Below are 17,622 nucleotides of genomic sequence, written 5' to 3' on the forward strand. Positions count from 1 at the left end.
ACTAATAGAAAGACCTATAAAATCAAGAAATAGTACAAAAATCTTTTTTTTAAGATAAAAAGTAAGTCAAATCCATTTAAAAAACATGGAACTTAGAAAATTATTAAATATTGCAACGGTCTTCAATTCTTATTTTCGCTACTTTACAACCTATTGTTTCAAATCCATCTACAGCAGCTTCCCACTGATTTACTACGTTTCCTAAAAAAGAGTCTGAAATCTCGGTATTAGCTTCTTCATAATAGTTCACTAAACTGCTAGGATAAATACCAATCGCACTGGCTGAAACGACTTGCTCTATATTATAGTTATGTAATTTTATAGTGTCCTGTAAGAGTTGAGCTGTTTTGGTTCTGCTTTCAATAATTATTTTTTTATAACTGTCTGTCCAGCGTTTGGCAATGGAAGCTCCAACCATATTAATAATTGCATGTACACCTTGAAAACAAAGATGATCGATTTCGTTATTTTCAGGATTCCAATAAAAACCTTTATAATTTGGTTCTGAACTGAGTTTAGATTTTGAAGTCGTTAAGTAATGAACATTAATACCTGCAGAATGACACTGCTTTACAATTTCCCTCCCTATTAATCCTGTTGCTCCTGTTATTAAAACTGTCATATCCCTTTTTATTTAAAGATACAAAAGAGATCGCTTTTGAGTATGGAGTTTAATTTTGATTTAACGTTTACATATAGCACAATCAGTTTCAAATCGTTAGTCAGTTCAGGATTTCATCACCGTAATTTCTTATACAGATTTACCTACAACTCTTACATATTGACTTAAACAAATGCACTATAGCCAGTTATTGCTCGTCCTACTATTAATGTATTTATCTCTTTAGTTCCTTCGTAAGAATAAATGGCTTCTGCATCGGCAACAAAACGAGCAACATCATATTCCAATAATATACCATTCCCTCCCATTACCTCTCGCGCTCGACTTACTACATCTCTGGTTCGCATAGAGCAAAATACTTTAGCTAGCGAGGCATGTTCATCGGTTAATAAACCTTGATCCTGTAATTCTGAAAGTCGAAATACCATGGCTTTCATTGCTGTTAAGTTAGCGAGCATTTCTACCAAATGATTTTGAATAAGCTGAAATTTTGCAATAGGTTTTCCAAACTGTTCTCGTTTTTTTGTATATTTTAATGCACTCTCGTAAGCTCCTCTTGCGCACCCTAAAGCTTGCCATGCTACACCTGCTCTTGTCATTCGTAAAATTTTTGCAGTGTCTCTAAATGAATTTGCTTTTTGTAACCTATCACACTCTGGAACTATACAATCAGTAATCGTAATAAGCGCGTTTTGAACGGTTCTCAAAGCCATTTTATCTTCAATTTTTTCAGCTTTATAACCAGGATTCCCTTTTCTAACCAAAAAGCCTTTTGCCTGATTACTGTCTATATCTCTAGCCCAAATTATAATGACATCAGCAAAAGTGGCATTCCCTATCCATTTCTTTTGACCATTCAATATCCATTCATCTCCAACTTTTTTACAGGTCGTTTCCATACCTCCAGCAACGGCACTACCTACATTAGGTTCTGTTAAACCAAAAGCACCTATAATTTCCATTTTTTGCATTTTCGGTAGCCACTCTTGCTTCTGTGCCTCACTTCCACATAGATAAATTGATCCCATTGCCAATCCACTATGAACCCCAAAAAAAGTAGATATAGATACATCGACACGAGCAATTTCCTCTGCAATTACACCTTCCATGATAAATGATAAATTAGGACAACCATAACCTTCATAAGCTACACCGCAAATATTAAGCTTGGCTAGTTTTGGTATAATTTCCATAGGGAATTCTGCCTTTTTCCAACATTCATTCGCAATGGGTTCAATCTCAGTTTCCATGAAATTGCGCACTTTCATTTGAATACTTCTTTGTTCTTGGGAAAGCTTCAAATCATAATCATAGAAATCACCATCGATAGGAGGTAGTTTGTGTTGGCCTTTTTTAGCTTTTTCAGTAAGCATTTTAGTCAAACCATTTAGTTGGGCATCATCCAATTCACCAACGGATTTCATGATTTTTGGCAAGTCAATTTTTTCTGAAATTTTACTTAATTCAGCAAAATCTACATGCTTCATTAAATGTGTAATTTGCTTTATTTTTTTAAACAATTCCATCCTTTATATTTTAAATTAGTAAATACCAACTTTGTATGTCCACTTATAATACAACTATTAAAATACTAAAAAGCAATCACAATTACTAGTGATAAAATTATAAATTACTACTTCTCAGAAAAGTAACTATAGGTAATCTTATTTAGAACTAAACACTGTATTACTGTTATAGAAGATGGGATTTAAATTGACCTCAAGAATGAGGAAATAGCAGACAGTTTTTTACTATAAAAACATCGATACTAATTAAATTCTAGTGAAGATTAACTTACGTAGTTTTAGTAAATCTCGCATTCACTAAAATTCTGTATTGAAGTCTAATGTGAGTGACTTGCAGATTATTATTACGTTAGATATGCAGTTGAAATCTTTCGTTTATCAAGTCGAAATATGAAACATATTTATTCTGATTTTTAGTTTTAAGGCTGTAGTGATGATAATGTACAATGCAGGTGAAGAATTGTGTTCTACAGAAAGTCAGGTAAAAATAATAGGGAAACTTTTTCACTATACTAATTTACAACCATAGAAATCAATAGTGTATTTAAACGCTTAACTTATTGAATTATAAATATTATTTTCTGCCAAGACGACAAACAACTAAATCTTCACTTTCATTTAGAAAAAATCGTTTTTGTTTAAAAACAATCGCCAAAATTCACAAACATAACATAGTAATCCCAATGTTCACGTCCGAGCTATTCTAAATCACTCTTAGCTTGAATAACATTTTGAAATGTAGGCGGATATTCGGTAATGCTACCTGCACCCTTTTTATTAATTTTGAAAGTAACATCTTTTGTGGTTGTAAATAAAAGGACAGATGAAAAAGACGTTTTTAGATATGGTTTTAAAAACACAAAGGCATCTTCTAATGTATACTCGTTTTCCTCATCCTCTGTTTCTTTAGATTGGTAACGCAATTTCACTAAAACTTTAAAGTCGTTGTCAGCGTAGATTGGTCTGAGAAATATATTTTTCAGGTTAGGTTTTCCAATGGTCTTTGCCATTGTTAATTTAGCAAAACTTCCTTCTTGGCAACTAACTTTTACTTGTTCCCAGAAAACAACAAACACATCCTGATAAGGCATAAACTAAAGATTAATGATACAATATTTTTGTGTTGCAAATTTAACATTAATAATTCAATTAATTATCCGAACCTAATATTAATCACTAAATTTAGATTAACGTTTTAGCTCTAATGTTTCAATATTATTTATTTATCACCTAAGTTTAAATCATGTTTTTACTAATTATTACAGGAGTGATTATGGTTATGGTTTTTATTATGATTTGAACATCGGACTTCATAATCTGATATTCCGTTTGCTATAAATTTTAATATAACATCTTAAGAATTTCCTGAATATTCGCGAATCACATTAATTCTAGCATCGTTTAGTTTAAATTATGCATTATCACCTATATTACCTGACACTACATACGCACAACTCTTCTAATAGTACTTTGCTGTTTATGGTTTTCAGAGTTACAGACTAACAATGATGTGATTAGATTACGATAAATTGTGATATTTTTTTCTTCTAAAAACAATTAATCAATAAAAATAGTATCTATTTTATCCTGCATTTTTGGACTAACATTAAATTTTAGTGCGTATCTATTAAGAATTTTTCTTTCGATAACCGATATCTCACCATCCTTCAAGACATCCTTTAATTCTTCAATATATTTTTGTTCATTTTCAGAATAATTCGAAGTTAATAGCTTACTCTCAATGGCAATAGCGTCCGCTTTAGAGACACCATATTTTTTAATTTTTCTGTTTAAAATTTTTCTTTCAGAAGCATCTATTATTCCATCATCTTCAAGCATAAATAAAAGCTCTTCTTTATACTTCTTAAGATTTAACTTGTATTCGTCACTTTCAGATCCAGAATTAAGAGCAGAAACATCCTCGCGTTTTCCGATAGGTTCATTCAACTTGCTATCATCCCCAAATTCTACTTTAACAATCCATTCCTGTTTTTTAAAATCAGCATTACTAACACCAAGTTTACTCGTATATTTAACACTTGCTTTTTGTAATAACAACTTCAATTCAGCATTAATTTTTGCTAATTCAATTGAAGATACATTATCACTTTGAGACGTTAAAATATGTTCTGTATGGGTTATAATACTGCTATGAAGTCTTTGATCTGATAATTTTTGCCAATTTAAATCTGTATGATACCAAACCAAATTATTATGCACAAGTGGCGTCTTATTAGTTTTGAAATCTTGCAGTTTTTCTATTTTGTTTAAATCGGACTCGATTGCTTTTTTAGAAGATTTAGTGTCTTCGGATTTACTGCTTTTACTTCCTGAGATATCTAAATGCGTTGCTCCCAAACCTTGAAGCAAATAACTAAACTCATTAATGCGTTCTAAAAATAATGCTTCACTATATTTTTTTATAGGCAAATAAAAATCCTGCTTAATTGGGTGACAGATATAAACTTGATTAATTTGTGGATGCCCTGCTGGGAATTCAATTTCACGAGGCATATCTTTCTCTTTTAATACAACAATGTCATGAGAAGCTGTTGCATAAATATCTTTACCAATAAAAATAAATTTTCTATCATTATATGGAATATCTAAAAACACTTTTTTTAGACTAGAATAAACATCTTCTTTCTTTGAGTGAACCCCTTTTTTATATTCACTGTTTTCATAATTTTCTTCACTTATGGCAAAACAATTTATAGCAGATATATACTTGTTTAGCTTAGATAAAATTTCGCCTTTTAGTTCGTACGTATAAGGTTCTATTTCACCAATTTCTTTATATCTGTTTATATAACTATCGATGGTGTCTAAAGCTTCGTCTAACCTTCCCATACTTCTCAATCCAAATATTTTATTAAAATAATAAAATGATGAATCATCTAAAGTAATGTCGTTAATATTGTATTTTTTACTATAATTATCTAACGCTTCAACACCATCTTTATAATTCTCATCATTAAACAATTTTTCAATTTTTGATTGCAGTTCAACATGTTCATTAATGGAGTTGTCTATTGTATTATTTTTATATTCAACAATTTCATTTAACATCTTTAGTATTCTTTTAGAAGCGACTAAACTATCTGTACCAAATCTATCTATACTTAAATCGTGCTGTATCGTATTATTCTTCACATAAAATCTAAAAAAGTGTAATTCTTTTTCGGATGCGCTTTCTATTAATTCAATAAAACCAATCTCATCCCAAGAGAGATATAATATGGAATCTGAGGATTTATCTGTGACTGTTGTATTCTCTTCACTACGCAAAGAAATTAAACCGGTATTTAAAACTATACTAGATATATAAGTGCTTCTCCCCTCACCTTTACGAAGTGTTGAGTTATCTTCAAATATCTCATTAATAAAAATAGCTAACAAATCTTCGTAGGTAGCTAAAGAATTTCTTGAATTTTCGAGTGCTTTATTAAACTTATCTAATAGTTTATTATAATCACTTTTACCAATATCCAAACCTTCTTTACCATGGAAATAAACATCCCCACTAAAACTATTAATAGGAAAATCTTTTGCTCCTAAATTTTCATCAATGATTTGTATTAACTTTCTCATACTATATTTTAAATTTTTCAATTAAGAAAAACATCTTATTACTTTACTTTAAATCGAAACCGCTATGCGTATTTCTATATTAAAACTGGTTTAACAGAACGTCACAAAACAGCTACATATACTAAAAAAAAATCCACTTCTTTATAAAAATAACGAATAGAACACGGGGCACCAAATGATTACGTAAATGTATATTATAATTAGGATGAAAGTCTATTGTATTTACTATAAATTGAAGGCTATCTATCAAAATAAACTCATCATCAACTGTGCCTAAGACAAAATATTAAAATATACTTTTTGACTAATTAAATTCTATAATATAAACTACTAATGACTATTTTACAGAAACTGGATGAAAGCGTAATTAAACTATCGGCATAACTAGCCTATTCTGAGTTTGTTTTAATCCCAATTTTCACCAAACCATTCATAATCAGAAGACTATCGCTTTATTCAATATCTATTAGCTAATGCAAACTTACTACCTAAATTATCAGCTCAAATAATTTTAAATTTTAGTCTGTTTAATTGGTATTACATTACAATTTTGTTGAAGCTTATCGAAATCCATTAAATTTCTGTCTTATGAAATATTATTTACAGTATGATATTAATCACGCATTTTACTAAAGAAATGCTCTACTTCTTCTTCAAATATTTCGATTGGAATACGGTGTGCTAAGTCATTTCGGAGGTGAATCGTGTATTCGGGGTTAGACGCTACAGTATTCCCTAAAAACTGAAAGGTTTCAACGGGATTTACTACCTCGTCCAACGTTCCTAAAACAATATGTTTTAGACTACTTTTTTTATATTCTATTTCAGGGATTTCTTGATAAACAGAACGATTTGACAGTGGTGGATTAAAAAGTAATGCAGGACATTGATAATGGTTGGACACGTAATATCCTGTAAATCCACCCATACTACTACCTATAACCACATCAATATCATGTAAATTAAAGGATGCTGATATTCCATGTATAACATCTGAATCTTTTTCATACTCGATTGCTGGCGAAAACACGTCTCCGTATTGTTCTAAAACAATTCTTTTTTCAGGACTCAAACACCCGTTCAATCCGTGTAAATACAAGATAGTCATATGTTTCATTATTTATAATTTGATAGTACAAATATCAAAACTCAAACCGCCAAATTATGTCGTTTTAAAAAATATTTTAAAAATTCATGCTGATTTAATAATAGCATCTATTCGTCCAAATACTGTGTTTTGACACCTATAAAACAAGATAGACACCAGACATTCTGCAAAGCATATTTAAATCAAAAGCCTAGAACAATAACTAATCAATTAATTTTTATTAAAACAGTTTTTAATAAAGCTATTAAGCAAGGAATTGTAGATGTAAAGTACTACCCTTTTGGAGGAGATAAAATTCAGATTAAAATAGGCACTTCAAATAAAAAAGGATTAAATATTGAAGAAGTTAAGAAATTGGAAGCATTAAAACTTGAAGTGAATTCTAATGCCTGGCATTCTCTAAATTCCTGGTTGCTATCATTTTATTTCGCGGGAATAAATGTATCTGATGTTATTCAGTTAAGATGGAGTGATTTTGTAAATGACAGATTATTGTATGAAATGAATAAAAATGCTAAACCCGTTAGTTTAAAAATTCCAGATAAAGCTAATGCCATTTTAGATACCTATAAGCAATATGCTTCTGTTAACAATGGATATATATTTCATTTCTTAAATGAAGCAGATTAGTCAAATGACTTAGACATTTTTATAAAAACCAGAAGTGCCACTTCTTTGTTAAATTCACAAATTAAACTAGTCGCTAAAATGTGTGATATAGATAAAAACATTTCTAACCACATCGCACGTCATACTTTTTAAAATCCAACTGGAGATAAAATCTACCTTTTTATGTTTGAGAAATTTTATCGCCTTAGTAATTTTAGTATAACAATAAATTATCAAGTAAATTTTATACATAAGAACGCTGATGATGCTATAGATCGAGTTATTAAATTTTAAAGAGTGAATTGTATTTGATAAGCTATTAAAGCTTAATAACACCCTTTTTACCTGCTCTTTTTACAACTAATTAAAGACTTTTCAATTTTCTATCCGCATGTTTTAGGCATCTATCTCTTAAAAATACAGTCAATTTTCATAACAAATACATAATCAAATATTTTTATCTCACCCATTTTATACTAACTTAAAGTGAATTTAAAAAAATAGGACACGAATATAATTTACGTGCCCTAATCTCAAATAAACAAACTCAACTGAAAATATCTTTATTTAATCATGTAATCCTTTACTTCTTAAGTAGTTTAATAATTCGTCTGGTCTATCTGTCATAATTGCATTAGATCCATTTTCAATTAACCATCCCCATCCAGCATCAGGGCCTTCCAAAAGCACCAATTCATCAGTATAACCAGCTGTTAAATCATCCCATAAAGGAATAGTTAAAACCGTTACATTTAATTTGTTTAACTCTTTTATCAATTTAAACTTTTTTGAATTAACTGATTTAAAAGTTACTTCGTAGGCGTATGGTTTCTGTTTCTCATTATAATCATTTACATATTGCGATGGATCATCAACATTATCAATAACTATAGGCATGTAAATTATAGTATCCATGATAGGTCCAAATTTCTTATACATGGTTTGAACAGTCTCTCTACCTTTAAAAATAGCTTGATTGATTGTACCTGTTTTTTTAAGAATTTCATAAGCTTCTTTAACCGTTTCTCCTTCAACCTTATCTAGGTTAATCATAATCTTTCCTTTAGCAAGTAACATTGCTTCTTCTAAGGTTGGGATTTGTTGCCTTGAGCCTTTTACTCCACATGCATTTTTTAAACGAAAAGATTGTAATTCTGCTAATGTAAAATTTGAAACTTTACCTTTTCCTGTCGTTGTACGATCAATAGTTTTATCATGCATTAAAACAAGCTGTCCATCCTTAGTTAATCTAACATCAATTTCAACGATATCAATTCCTATATCAATACATCGTTGAATAGCCATTAAACTATTTTCTGGAGCATAATTCCATGCCCCTCGATGTGAAACCGCTAAAATTCTATCTTTTGAAGGATTCTTAAATTGATATAAAATTGAATCAGACTTTGTTTTTAATGGCACGGCTGACTGAGAAAACCCAAGTGCAAAAACGAATTGAAAGCAGAGTATTAATATGAAATTTTTCTTTAACATTCTCATTGATATAAAAAAATTAATCATGTAATCCTTTACCTCTTAAATATTCCAAGAGTATACCTGGTCTATCAGTTTGGATCATGTCAATATTATTATCAACATACCAATCATAAACAGAAGGATCTAATACCGCTTTTTCATCCTCATGTCCTCCATTATGTGGAGACCAGAGTGAGTTAACCCAAACTCCAGATCCATTTTCTCGAAGACTTTTAAATCTATTAATTGTTGCTATTGTGTCTTGAGGTACAATAAACTCGAAAGCTATCGGGCTACCATCTTCTAAATATTCATCAATAATAGTAACGGCATCAGGATTTGATAAATTTATTACAGGCATAAAAAATACTTTATCTAGATACTCCCCAAACTCTTCTTCTACTTCTGATTTGGTTTTTCCCCCTTTAATTATTACTTGATTTAAGGTTCCTGTTTTTTCTACCACTTCAAAACATTTATCAAAAATATCATAGCTCTTATCTAGGTTTACTAATATTTTACCTTTGCAAAGCAATAAAGCTTCTTCTAACGTAGGAATTTGATGATTTGTAGGCACACTTAGCCCATCTACAAGTCTTAAAGTCCTAAGACTATCTAGTGTCCATTCTTTAACAGGCCCCTTCCCTTTTGTAGTTCTATCTATAGTAGTGTCATGCATCAAAACAAGTTGACCATCTTTAGTTTCCCTAACATCAATTTCAACCATATCAACTCCCATATCAATACAGTTTTGTATGGCTTGTAAAGAATTCTCAGGAGCATTTCTCCAGTCACCGCGATGTGCAATAACCATGATTTCTTTATTATTAGAGTTTTCCAAATTATTAATTAATTTTTCTATCCTAATGGTATCATTATCGACACTTATAGTTGTCGTGTCCCTTTTTTCCAGAGCAGTTTTCTTCTTTTCACAAGCGCATAATGCTGCTACTAAGGATAGTATTCCTATTATTTTGAATTTCATTTTTTAAGATTTTAGATTTTTTTAGTAACCTGGATTTTGTTTCAACGCATTGTCTGTTGCTATTTGACTTGCAGGTAAAGGCATCAATAATTTATTACTATCTGAAATACCTAGAATTTCCTGAGCTCTACCTTGACGTTTTAAATCAAACCATCTGTGTCCTTCCCAAACTAGCTCTAACCTACGTTGTAAATCGATTGCTTGAAAAATACTATCTTTTGTAGCCATTCCTGAATATTCACCAATAGAAGCTCGATTATAAATTTGATTTAAATATTGAATTGCTTGTGTAGAGTTACCTAATTCATTTTCTATTTCAGCAAGCATTAATATAACATCTGCATAACGTAAAACAATCCAATCATTTTCTGCATCATCAACAACAGTAGTTGGAATAGCTATCTTTTTATTATAAGCGATACCTGATTCCAAAACCCCAATATAAGCCCCCTTTCTTGAATCATTATCTTCGTAAAGTTTATAAAAATCGGGTTTCAAAACACCATGCCCTTTAGTTCCTGTCATATTACCTTCCACGCGACCTGTAGGATTAAACATTCTATACGCATCAGTACCTTCACTGTTCCCATTTATTCCTGAAGAAAACTGAACAGCAAAAATAATCTCACCATTCAATTCATTATCAGCAGCAAAAACATCATTTACCGCTACTAAATCATGAATACCAGAATTTACTACTGATTGTAAATTTGATTGTGCTTGAGAATAGTTTCCAAGTGTTAATTCTACTTTTCCTAATAAAGCCTGCCCTGCTGTTTTTACAACTCGCATTTTATTTGTTTCATTACGAACGGGTAGTAATTGAATTGCTTCTAATAAATCTTCCTTTATTTGGTTATAAACTTCGGCTTCAGCCATTCTAGTTTGACCAAAATAATCTTGTGGATTATTAACTTCATCAAGAACTATTGGCACATCCCCATAAACTCTTACTAAATTAAAATAGAATAATGCTCTGAGAAAGTACATCTCTCCTATGCGTGACTTTTTAGTATCCTCATTACTATATTCTATTTCATTAATTCTATTTAATACAATATTTGCGCGTTGAATACCAATATAAGAATGGTTCCAAACATTGGCGATTATTGAATTTTGTGATATCACATTATACAAATCTAGCTGCCCATAATTTCCACCATCATTAGCAGGTGTCTCGTCATATGAATCCTCTCCAGGTATTTCACCAATTGAAGGCATTCCAATGTCGTAATTACCACTAAATTGTAATGTGGCATACGTCGCATTAATAGCTTCTTCTATTTCAGCCTCATTAGTATAAAAACCATCAGCGACTTTATTCGTATTTGGGGTTTGCACTAATTCATTTTCACACGAAAATAAAAGTACAGCCATTGTAAATATTGAAAATGTAAACTTTTTCATTATAATATTTTTAAATTATGATTTATAAAGAAACTCTTAATCCCATTAAATAAGTTTTAGATACTGGATAGTTAGATCCTGTATTATATCCAGAAGTTAGAATATTGGAAGATGTTCCATCAGGATTCCAACCTCTATATTTTGTTTTAGTAAAAACATTATTACCGGATAAATAAACTTGTAAAGATTTTAATTTAATTTTTTCAAGAAGTTCACTTGAAAAATTGTAGGCTAATCTAATATCTCTTAGTCTGAAATAATCTCCATTATTTTCTTCAACAACTACAGATGAGTTAAGTAATTTTCTTGAATTTGAAAAATTCCCAAAATTAGGTTGCCCTAAAAAGCCATCTGGGTTATTTGTTGGATGGTATCTATTTTCAAAATAATAGGTCGATGGAACGGCAAAACCTTCCCCAGACTCGGTTAGTGATGACATATCACCATCCATTAATGTTCTGCCTGAAATACCTACAAAATTAAAGCTAAAATCGAACCCTTTATAAGTGACGTTTGACCCAAATCCATAAACGAAATCAGGAGTAAAAGTTCCTTTTGAAATTTTATCATCATCATTAATAAGTCCATCATTATTTATATCTTTCACTCTATAATCCCCTGTAAGAGTACCATCTAAATGTGGAGAATTATCAATATCTGATTGCGTCTTAAATACTCCATCAACTTCATAACCATAAATTTCTGCAATAGAGCCACCTACTTTAGTTATAAAGGATTGATCCGTACCTGTAGCGATTTGCTCTTGTCCAGGACCTAACTCTAATACTTTATTATTATAGGTTGTAAAATTGGCATTAAACCCTAAAACGAATTCACCAAAAATCACATTATTTAAATCGGCTTCAAACTCAAATCCTTTATTCTCCATTTCTCCAATATTTGCAAGGACAGTAGTATAACCTGTTTGTTGAGGAACTGGAACTTCTAATAAAAGATCCTGAGTATTAGTCTTGTAATAAGCCATGTTAATGTTTAATTTATTAAAAAAACCTAATTCAAGACCATAATTAAAAGAAGACGCTATTTCCCACCCAAGATCAGGATTAGGAGATGACGTTGTGATATATCCAGGAGCTAAAGAACCTTGAAACGTATAATTAGACTCTGTAACAAGTGCTTGTGAAGCATAATTTCCTATCTGATTATTTCCAGTTTTACCCCAACTCGCTGAAAGTTTTCCAAAAGTAAGGACATCTTTAAAAGGGAAGAAATCTTCATTTGTAAAAATCCAACCCCCAGAAATTGAAGGAAAATTACCCCATCTATTATTGCTACCAAATCTTGAGGACCCATCTCTTCTAATGGCTGCTGAAAATAGATATTTAGAATCATAATCATATTGTAAACGCGTAAAATAAGATTCTAACGTCCAAACACCTAGATTATAATCAGATGTATGTGCACTAGCTCCGGCTATACTCTGAATGTTATTATCTGCAAACCCAGTACCATTAACAACAGTTGAGCTGATTCTTTCCTTTTGAAAAGTATAACCTGCCAAAACATTTAAATTATTTTTCCCAAATGAAACATCATAAGTTAAAGTATTCTCTATAATATAATTTAAACGCGTCGTAATCTCTTGAGAAGCATTTGCATCTGATCTTGGAGCTGGTGTTCTATAAGATCCCACATCCGACGGGTAATAGTAATTTCTTACGTAATTATCATAATCTCCACCAACAGAAAGTTTGTACTCTAAATTTTTAACCAATTCAATAGCAACAAACATATTTCCAAAAGACCTAAACTGTGTTCTATTATCTGTAACATAGGTTGATGTCGCTAATAAATTTTCTACAGGAGTTCCATTAATTCTTACCCCTTCAATTTCACGCTGTTCATTTACAATCTGATCACTTATATTTATTGAACCATCCGCATTATATGGAGAATAATATGGTAAACTTAGAGGAAGTAATCCTAATGCTCCAGAACTACGACTCCCCTGATCTAAAGCATTCTGATCAGAATAAGAAGCCTTAATATTTGAACCAAATTTAATTTTTTTCGTTAATTGTGATTCTAAATTAACCGCTACTGAATATCTTTCCAAATCACTTCCTAAAATAACGCCATCTTGTTTAAAATACCCTACAGAATTATAAAAACGTGTCTTCTCATTTCCTCCTGCTACAGATAGGTTGTAATTAGAAATGGGAGCAGAACGAAAAGCAACATCCATCCAATCTGTATTCGTTAATCCCTCTTCTCCATCTAAGTAAGGATGTAAGAAATCTAAATTCAATTCTCTACCATCAATTCCCTGACCATTAATTGTTTTTGTAACACGTACTGAATTAGGATCTGATTCATTTCTATTTGCAGGGTCTTTTGAAACATATCCCCAATTTCTAGCTTCAGTAATAAATTGTGCAAATTGGTAGCCATCTACTAATTCTACACCAGAAGTAGCTTCTTGCATCCCTCCATATGTATCAAAAGTTATAACTGTTCCTGCATTTTTTTTACCTTTTTTAGTAGTCACTAAAATTACTCCATTAGCAGCTCGAGATCCATAAATGGATGCAGAAGCAGCATCTTTTAGAACATTTATAGTTTCAATGTCATTCGGATTAATACTATTTAATGAACTACCCTCAGATAGAGGAAAACCATCTACAACAATTAGGGGATTCGTTCCTGCCGTTAAAGTACCAATACCTCTAATTACAATTTGGGAGGAAGCTCCTGGTTGTCCATTAGATTGATTTACTACGACACCAGACATTTTACCCGAAATTTGACCTTCAAAAGATGAAGACGCTACCTTATCCAGTGCTTCCTCATTTATTTGACCTATTGCTCCTGCATTCTTTGCTCTAGATTGTTCTCCGTACCCAATAAGTAAAATTTCATCTAATGAATTCGAATCGGCTGTAAGTGAAATTGTCAAATTAGAACCAACAACTTCCACAAATTTTGTAGTATACCCAACATAAGAAACTTCTAATAGCGGATTAGTTGTAGTTAAATTTAAATGAAATTTCCCATCAAAGTCAGTATAAACACCATTTAACGTTCCTTTTTCTAGTACGTTGGCCCCCGGTAATGGCATCCCATTCTCATCTAAAACTTCACCACTGATTACCGATTGAGATATTTCATTTTTTAACTTAAAATTTAAATTTGGTCTTATTAAAATAGAATTATTTTCTATTTGATAATCCAAATCTGCTCTATTTGAAATATCTTTTAACACCTCTTTTAAGGTTAAATTATTATAATTTATATTAAATTCTTGTTTGGATTCGATTACATCTTCTCCTAAACTAAAGTTGTAATGCGTTTGTTTTTCAATCTCCTCAAATAAATTATTTAATGTTATGTTCGACGAAATAATTTTAACAGATATTCTGGTAAAATCTTCATTAATTGGATTTGCTAAAGCAGAAGGTGTAATAACCGTGACTAAACAAAAGCAAATAAATGCGAAAAAATTTGTAATTTTGTATTTCATTTTGTGTTGTAATTTTCATTTGTTAATTTCAATACTTATAAGCTCGTAGTTGCTCCAACAACTTCGAGTTTTTTTATTCTTTAATTTTTATATCATGGTCTTTAATTTTAAATTTTAGATTAGTTATATAGTTTAATTGATCTACGAAGTTTTGGATTGTAGTATTGGAGTCAATAGTTAATGTGACTATTTTTTCCTTTAAGATTTCATTTTCAAATTTGAAATGGTAACCAAATCGATTTTCTATAATTTCAGAAATTTCTACCAATGCACTATTCCTAAATTTAATTTCTTTGGCATACCATGGTAAAGAATTTAATACTTGATCTAATTTTAATTCATTTGAAGCGTAATTGAACGTTGCCCGATCTGTAGGGTTTAAAATTTCCATCAAATTATTTTTTGAACGCACAGAAACTTTACCTGTCATTACTAAAACAGAAATATTCTTTTTATTCGTATTAATAGTAAAAGAAGTACCTAGAACTGTTGTTGATAATTCAGGATGCTTAACTTCGAAAGGTTTTGTTGTGTCTCTAGCTATTTTAAAGAATGCATTCCCTTTTATTAGCTCTACCGACCTGTAATCATTTTTAAATGAACTAGGATATTCTAATATCGAGTTTGGTCCTAAAATTATTTTAGACCCATCATTTAGTAATAAACTATCTATTGTTTGTGTCGTAGCAAATACTTTAGATTTTGGTGAAATATCGGAAAACAGAAACCAACCTACCATTATAAGGATTCCTGCGGCAGCAGAAATATATTTATATCTATTATTAGTAAAACTTTGTTTTTTTATTTTACGATCTATTTCGCCTTTAAGTCTTGCTTTTAATAATTCTTTATTACCAAATTTATTAGTCTCCCAACTTAAATTTTCGGCTTTAGAGTCAAAGAAATTTTCTAGAATCTTATGCTCTGCATTGGTAGATTTATTATTTATATAACGATCTATTAAATTTTGGAAGAAGTTTGTGCTTTTATCTTTCATTTAAGTTTCTCTTTCATAGATAAGAGTCTCAAATTGCATTTTATACTACGCTAGAAAGTTAAGGAAACATTAATGAAATGTTACGAGATTAAATATTATAAAAAATTGATATTATCACAGCTAATTCGGCAGCATTCCCTTTTGAATTAAAATGTTGTCTTAATTGAATTAGACCAGAAGACAATTGATTTCGAACAGTTTGAACAGAAATATTTAGCACTTCCGAAATTTCATTTGGAGACATATTTTGATATTTATTCATAATTATAATCTCACGCCTTTTTTCAGGTAGCGCTTCCAATGCTTTTTTAAGTATTTCAAAGATTTCAGGATTAGAATCTTCTAGATTTTCATAAATAAATTCTTCAAGTTCTTCAGCCAGATCAACTAAGCTGACACTTTTTTTTCTGTGTTGCTGAAAAAAATTATATTTTACGCTTTGAAAAAGATAGCTCTTCAAATTTTGAATATTATGCTCTTCTCGTTTTTCCCATAACATGACGAACAAATCCTGAATAATTTTATATGCATTTTCTTTATCCTTAGTTAAGCTATATGCATATAGATATAAACTATCCCAATATTTGTCATACAATTGATTAAAAGCCTTGTAATTATCGCTTTTAATACAACCTAGTAAATATATATCCGGATTTTTTATCAATTTTAAACCTTTAAATTTTGGCTCAAAAATATATAACAGAAATCATATTGAATCAACTTGTTCGTTAAGAAATTATGATTAAATATTATTACTCGAATTTCAATCTTTATCTATGGTGTTAAATCACCCAAAAATCTACCTAACCTCCTCATAAACCCGATCAAAATTCACTTGTAAATACTCTACAGAATACACCTGCTTTTGTTTAGGTAGTTCCCTTACTATATGCGGCAACGTAAACTGAACCTTGTGATCTGTTCCATCTGCAAACACCACAAACTGTCCCTGCTTTAATCTAAAAACAGCATCTGCTCATACTTTTGCCACATCCCGTTCTCCAGTTGTTACTCGCGTATCGAAATCGAGATTATGACCACGGTTAATACTCGTTGTTTCCTGTTTTACGATTTCAAAAAAGCGTTCATAATATTTAGCGGTATCTGGATCATTTACTTTCCCGAAAAACTGATAGGATAAATTACTTAGAATAGCACGACTCGCTTTATCCCCATACATAATATCATTCTGAATTTTATCCTGCATCACATATACTGTGGCAATTTTATAACTCCTTGATGTTGCCGGAATACGATGCATATTTAATAACCGTTGCTGTTATCGGCACCAGAAATCCCACCGAGTTTGGCATACAAGAGGGTTATAAATTAACTAAACATTTTGTTGAGAATAATTTCACCATAGTGAGTGGTTTGGCTTTAGGTTGTGATACCGTAGGTCACAGTTGTTGTTTAGAACACAAAGGAAGAACTATTGCTGTTTTACCAAATGGCGTAGATAAAATTTATCCGAAACAGAACACTAAACTTGCATCGGAAATCATTAAAAATGGAGGCGCACTTATTTCTGAATATCCACCAGGAACAGCTCCTAAACGTAATTATTTTGTAGAAAGAGATCGCTTACAAAGAGAATTAAGCAACGGGATTTGCATCATTGAAACTAAAACTAAAGGAGGCACTATGCATACCTATAAATTCGTGAAAAAACAAAATAAACAAGTTGGACTTGTTTAGGATCAAGCCTAATTGTTGTGTTTATGCAAAAATAGTAGTTAATCTAAAGAGGAAGAAATCTACATTTTTCACACCTCTAAACTGTGCTCTAAAAGCCTTAATTTTAGCATTGAAAGATTCCG

The 17,622-nt window shown here is 30.9% G+C and carries 13 protein-coding genes and 1 pseudogene; 2 read left to right on the forward strand and 12 right to left on the reverse strand.

What is annotated here, in order from left to right:
- Positions 1–103: 103 nt before the first annotated feature.
- From R6X41_RS19295 to R6X41_RS19315, 5 genes are all read right to left on the reverse strand, one after another.
- On the reverse strand, positions 104–622 hold the full coding sequence (locus tag R6X41_RS19295) for an NAD-dependent epimerase/dehydratase family protein (protein WP_318501996.1): 519 nt from the start codon (positions 620–622) through the stop codon (positions 104–106).
- 164 nt (positions 623–786) lie between these two features.
- Entirely contained in the window at positions 787–2,148 is a 1,362-nt protein-coding gene (locus R6X41_RS19300) for an acyl-CoA dehydrogenase family protein (protein WP_318501997.1), read from the reverse strand.
- A 698-nt stretch (positions 2,149–2,846) separates the two neighbouring features.
- On the reverse strand, positions 2,847–3,239 hold the full coding sequence (locus R6X41_RS19305; RefSeq protein ID WP_318501998.1) for a hypothetical protein: 393 nt from the start codon (positions 3,237–3,239) through the stop codon (positions 2,847–2,849).
- 466 nt (positions 3,240–3,705) lie between these two features.
- Positions 3,706–5,739 (reverse strand): tetratricopeptide repeat protein, encoded by a 2,034-nt coding sequence (locus tag R6X41_RS19310; RefSeq protein WP_318501999.1) that lies wholly within the window; start codon positions 5,737–5,739, stop codon positions 3,706–3,708.
- Positions 5,740–6,352: 613 nt separating this feature from the next.
- Entirely contained in the window at positions 6,353–6,856 is a 504-nt protein-coding gene (locus R6X41_RS19315; RefSeq protein ID WP_318502000.1) for a YqiA/YcfP family alpha/beta fold hydrolase, read from the reverse strand.
- 120 nt (positions 6,857–6,976) lie between these two features.
- Between R6X41_RS19315 and R6X41_RS19320 the strand changes: the two genes are divergently transcribed.
- Positions 6,977–7,477: a phage integrase SAM-like domain-containing protein gene (locus R6X41_RS19320; RefSeq protein ID WP_318502001.1), complete on the forward strand. Its 501-nt coding sequence runs from the start codon at positions 6,977–6,979 to the stop codon at positions 7,475–7,477.
- A 546-nt stretch (positions 7,478–8,023) separates the two neighbouring features.
- Here R6X41_RS19320 and R6X41_RS19325 read toward each other — a convergent pair.
- From R6X41_RS19325 to R6X41_RS19355, 7 genes and pseudogenes are all read right to left on the reverse strand, one after another.
- A complete protein-coding gene (locus R6X41_RS19325; protein ID WP_318502002.1) occupies positions 8,024–8,977 on the reverse strand; it encodes a glycerophosphodiester phosphodiesterase family protein in 954 nt (317 codons plus the stop codon).
- A complete protein-coding gene (locus R6X41_RS19330) occupies positions 8,970–9,773 on the reverse strand; it encodes a glycerophosphodiester phosphodiesterase family protein (protein ID WP_318502003.1) in 804 nt (267 codons plus the stop codon). The genes R6X41_RS19325 and R6X41_RS19330 overlap by 8 nt, the downstream gene beginning before the upstream one ends.
- Positions 9,774–9,938: 165 nt before the next feature.
- On the reverse strand, positions 9,939–11,324 hold the full coding sequence (locus R6X41_RS19335) for a RagB/SusD family nutrient uptake outer membrane protein (RefSeq protein ID WP_318502004.1): 1,386 nt from the start codon (positions 11,322–11,324) through the stop codon (positions 9,939–9,941).
- Between the two features lie 22 nt (positions 11,325–11,346).
- Complete coding sequence (locus tag R6X41_RS19340) at positions 11,347–14,805, reverse strand: TonB-dependent receptor (RefSeq protein ID WP_318502005.1); 3,459 nt, start codon at positions 14,803–14,805, stop codon at positions 11,347–11,349.
- 73 nt (positions 14,806–14,878) lie between these two features.
- Positions 14,879–15,802: a FecR family protein gene (locus R6X41_RS19345; RefSeq protein WP_318502006.1), complete on the reverse strand. Its 924-nt coding sequence runs from the start codon at positions 15,800–15,802 to the stop codon at positions 14,879–14,881.
- Positions 15,803–15,890: 88 nt separating this feature from the next.
- The gene (locus R6X41_RS19350) at positions 15,891–16,466 is read right to left on the reverse strand and encodes an RNA polymerase sigma factor (protein WP_318502007.1); all 576 of its coding nucleotides are present in this window, start codon (positions 16,464–16,466) and stop codon (positions 15,891–15,893) included.
- A 135-nt stretch (positions 16,467–16,601) separates the two neighbouring features.
- A pseudogene (locus R6X41_RS19355) lies at positions 16,602–17,075 on the reverse strand (TraM recognition domain-containing protein); the annotation flags it as partial.
- On the opposite strand from R6X41_RS19355, the gene R6X41_RS19360 reads away from it, so the two are divergent.
- On the forward strand, positions 17,042–17,500 hold the full coding sequence (locus R6X41_RS19360) for a DNA-processing protein DprA (RefSeq protein ID WP_318502008.1): 459 nt from the start codon (positions 17,042–17,044) through the stop codon (positions 17,498–17,500). The pseudogene R6X41_RS19355 and the gene R6X41_RS19360 sit on opposite strands and share 34 nt — an antisense overlap.
- Positions 17,501–17,622: the final 122 nt, after the last annotated feature.

The sequence above is a fragment of the Formosa sejongensis genome, from assembly GCF_033447105.1.
GTDB lineage: Bacteria > Bacteroidota > Bacteroidia > Flavobacteriales > Flavobacteriaceae > Formosa.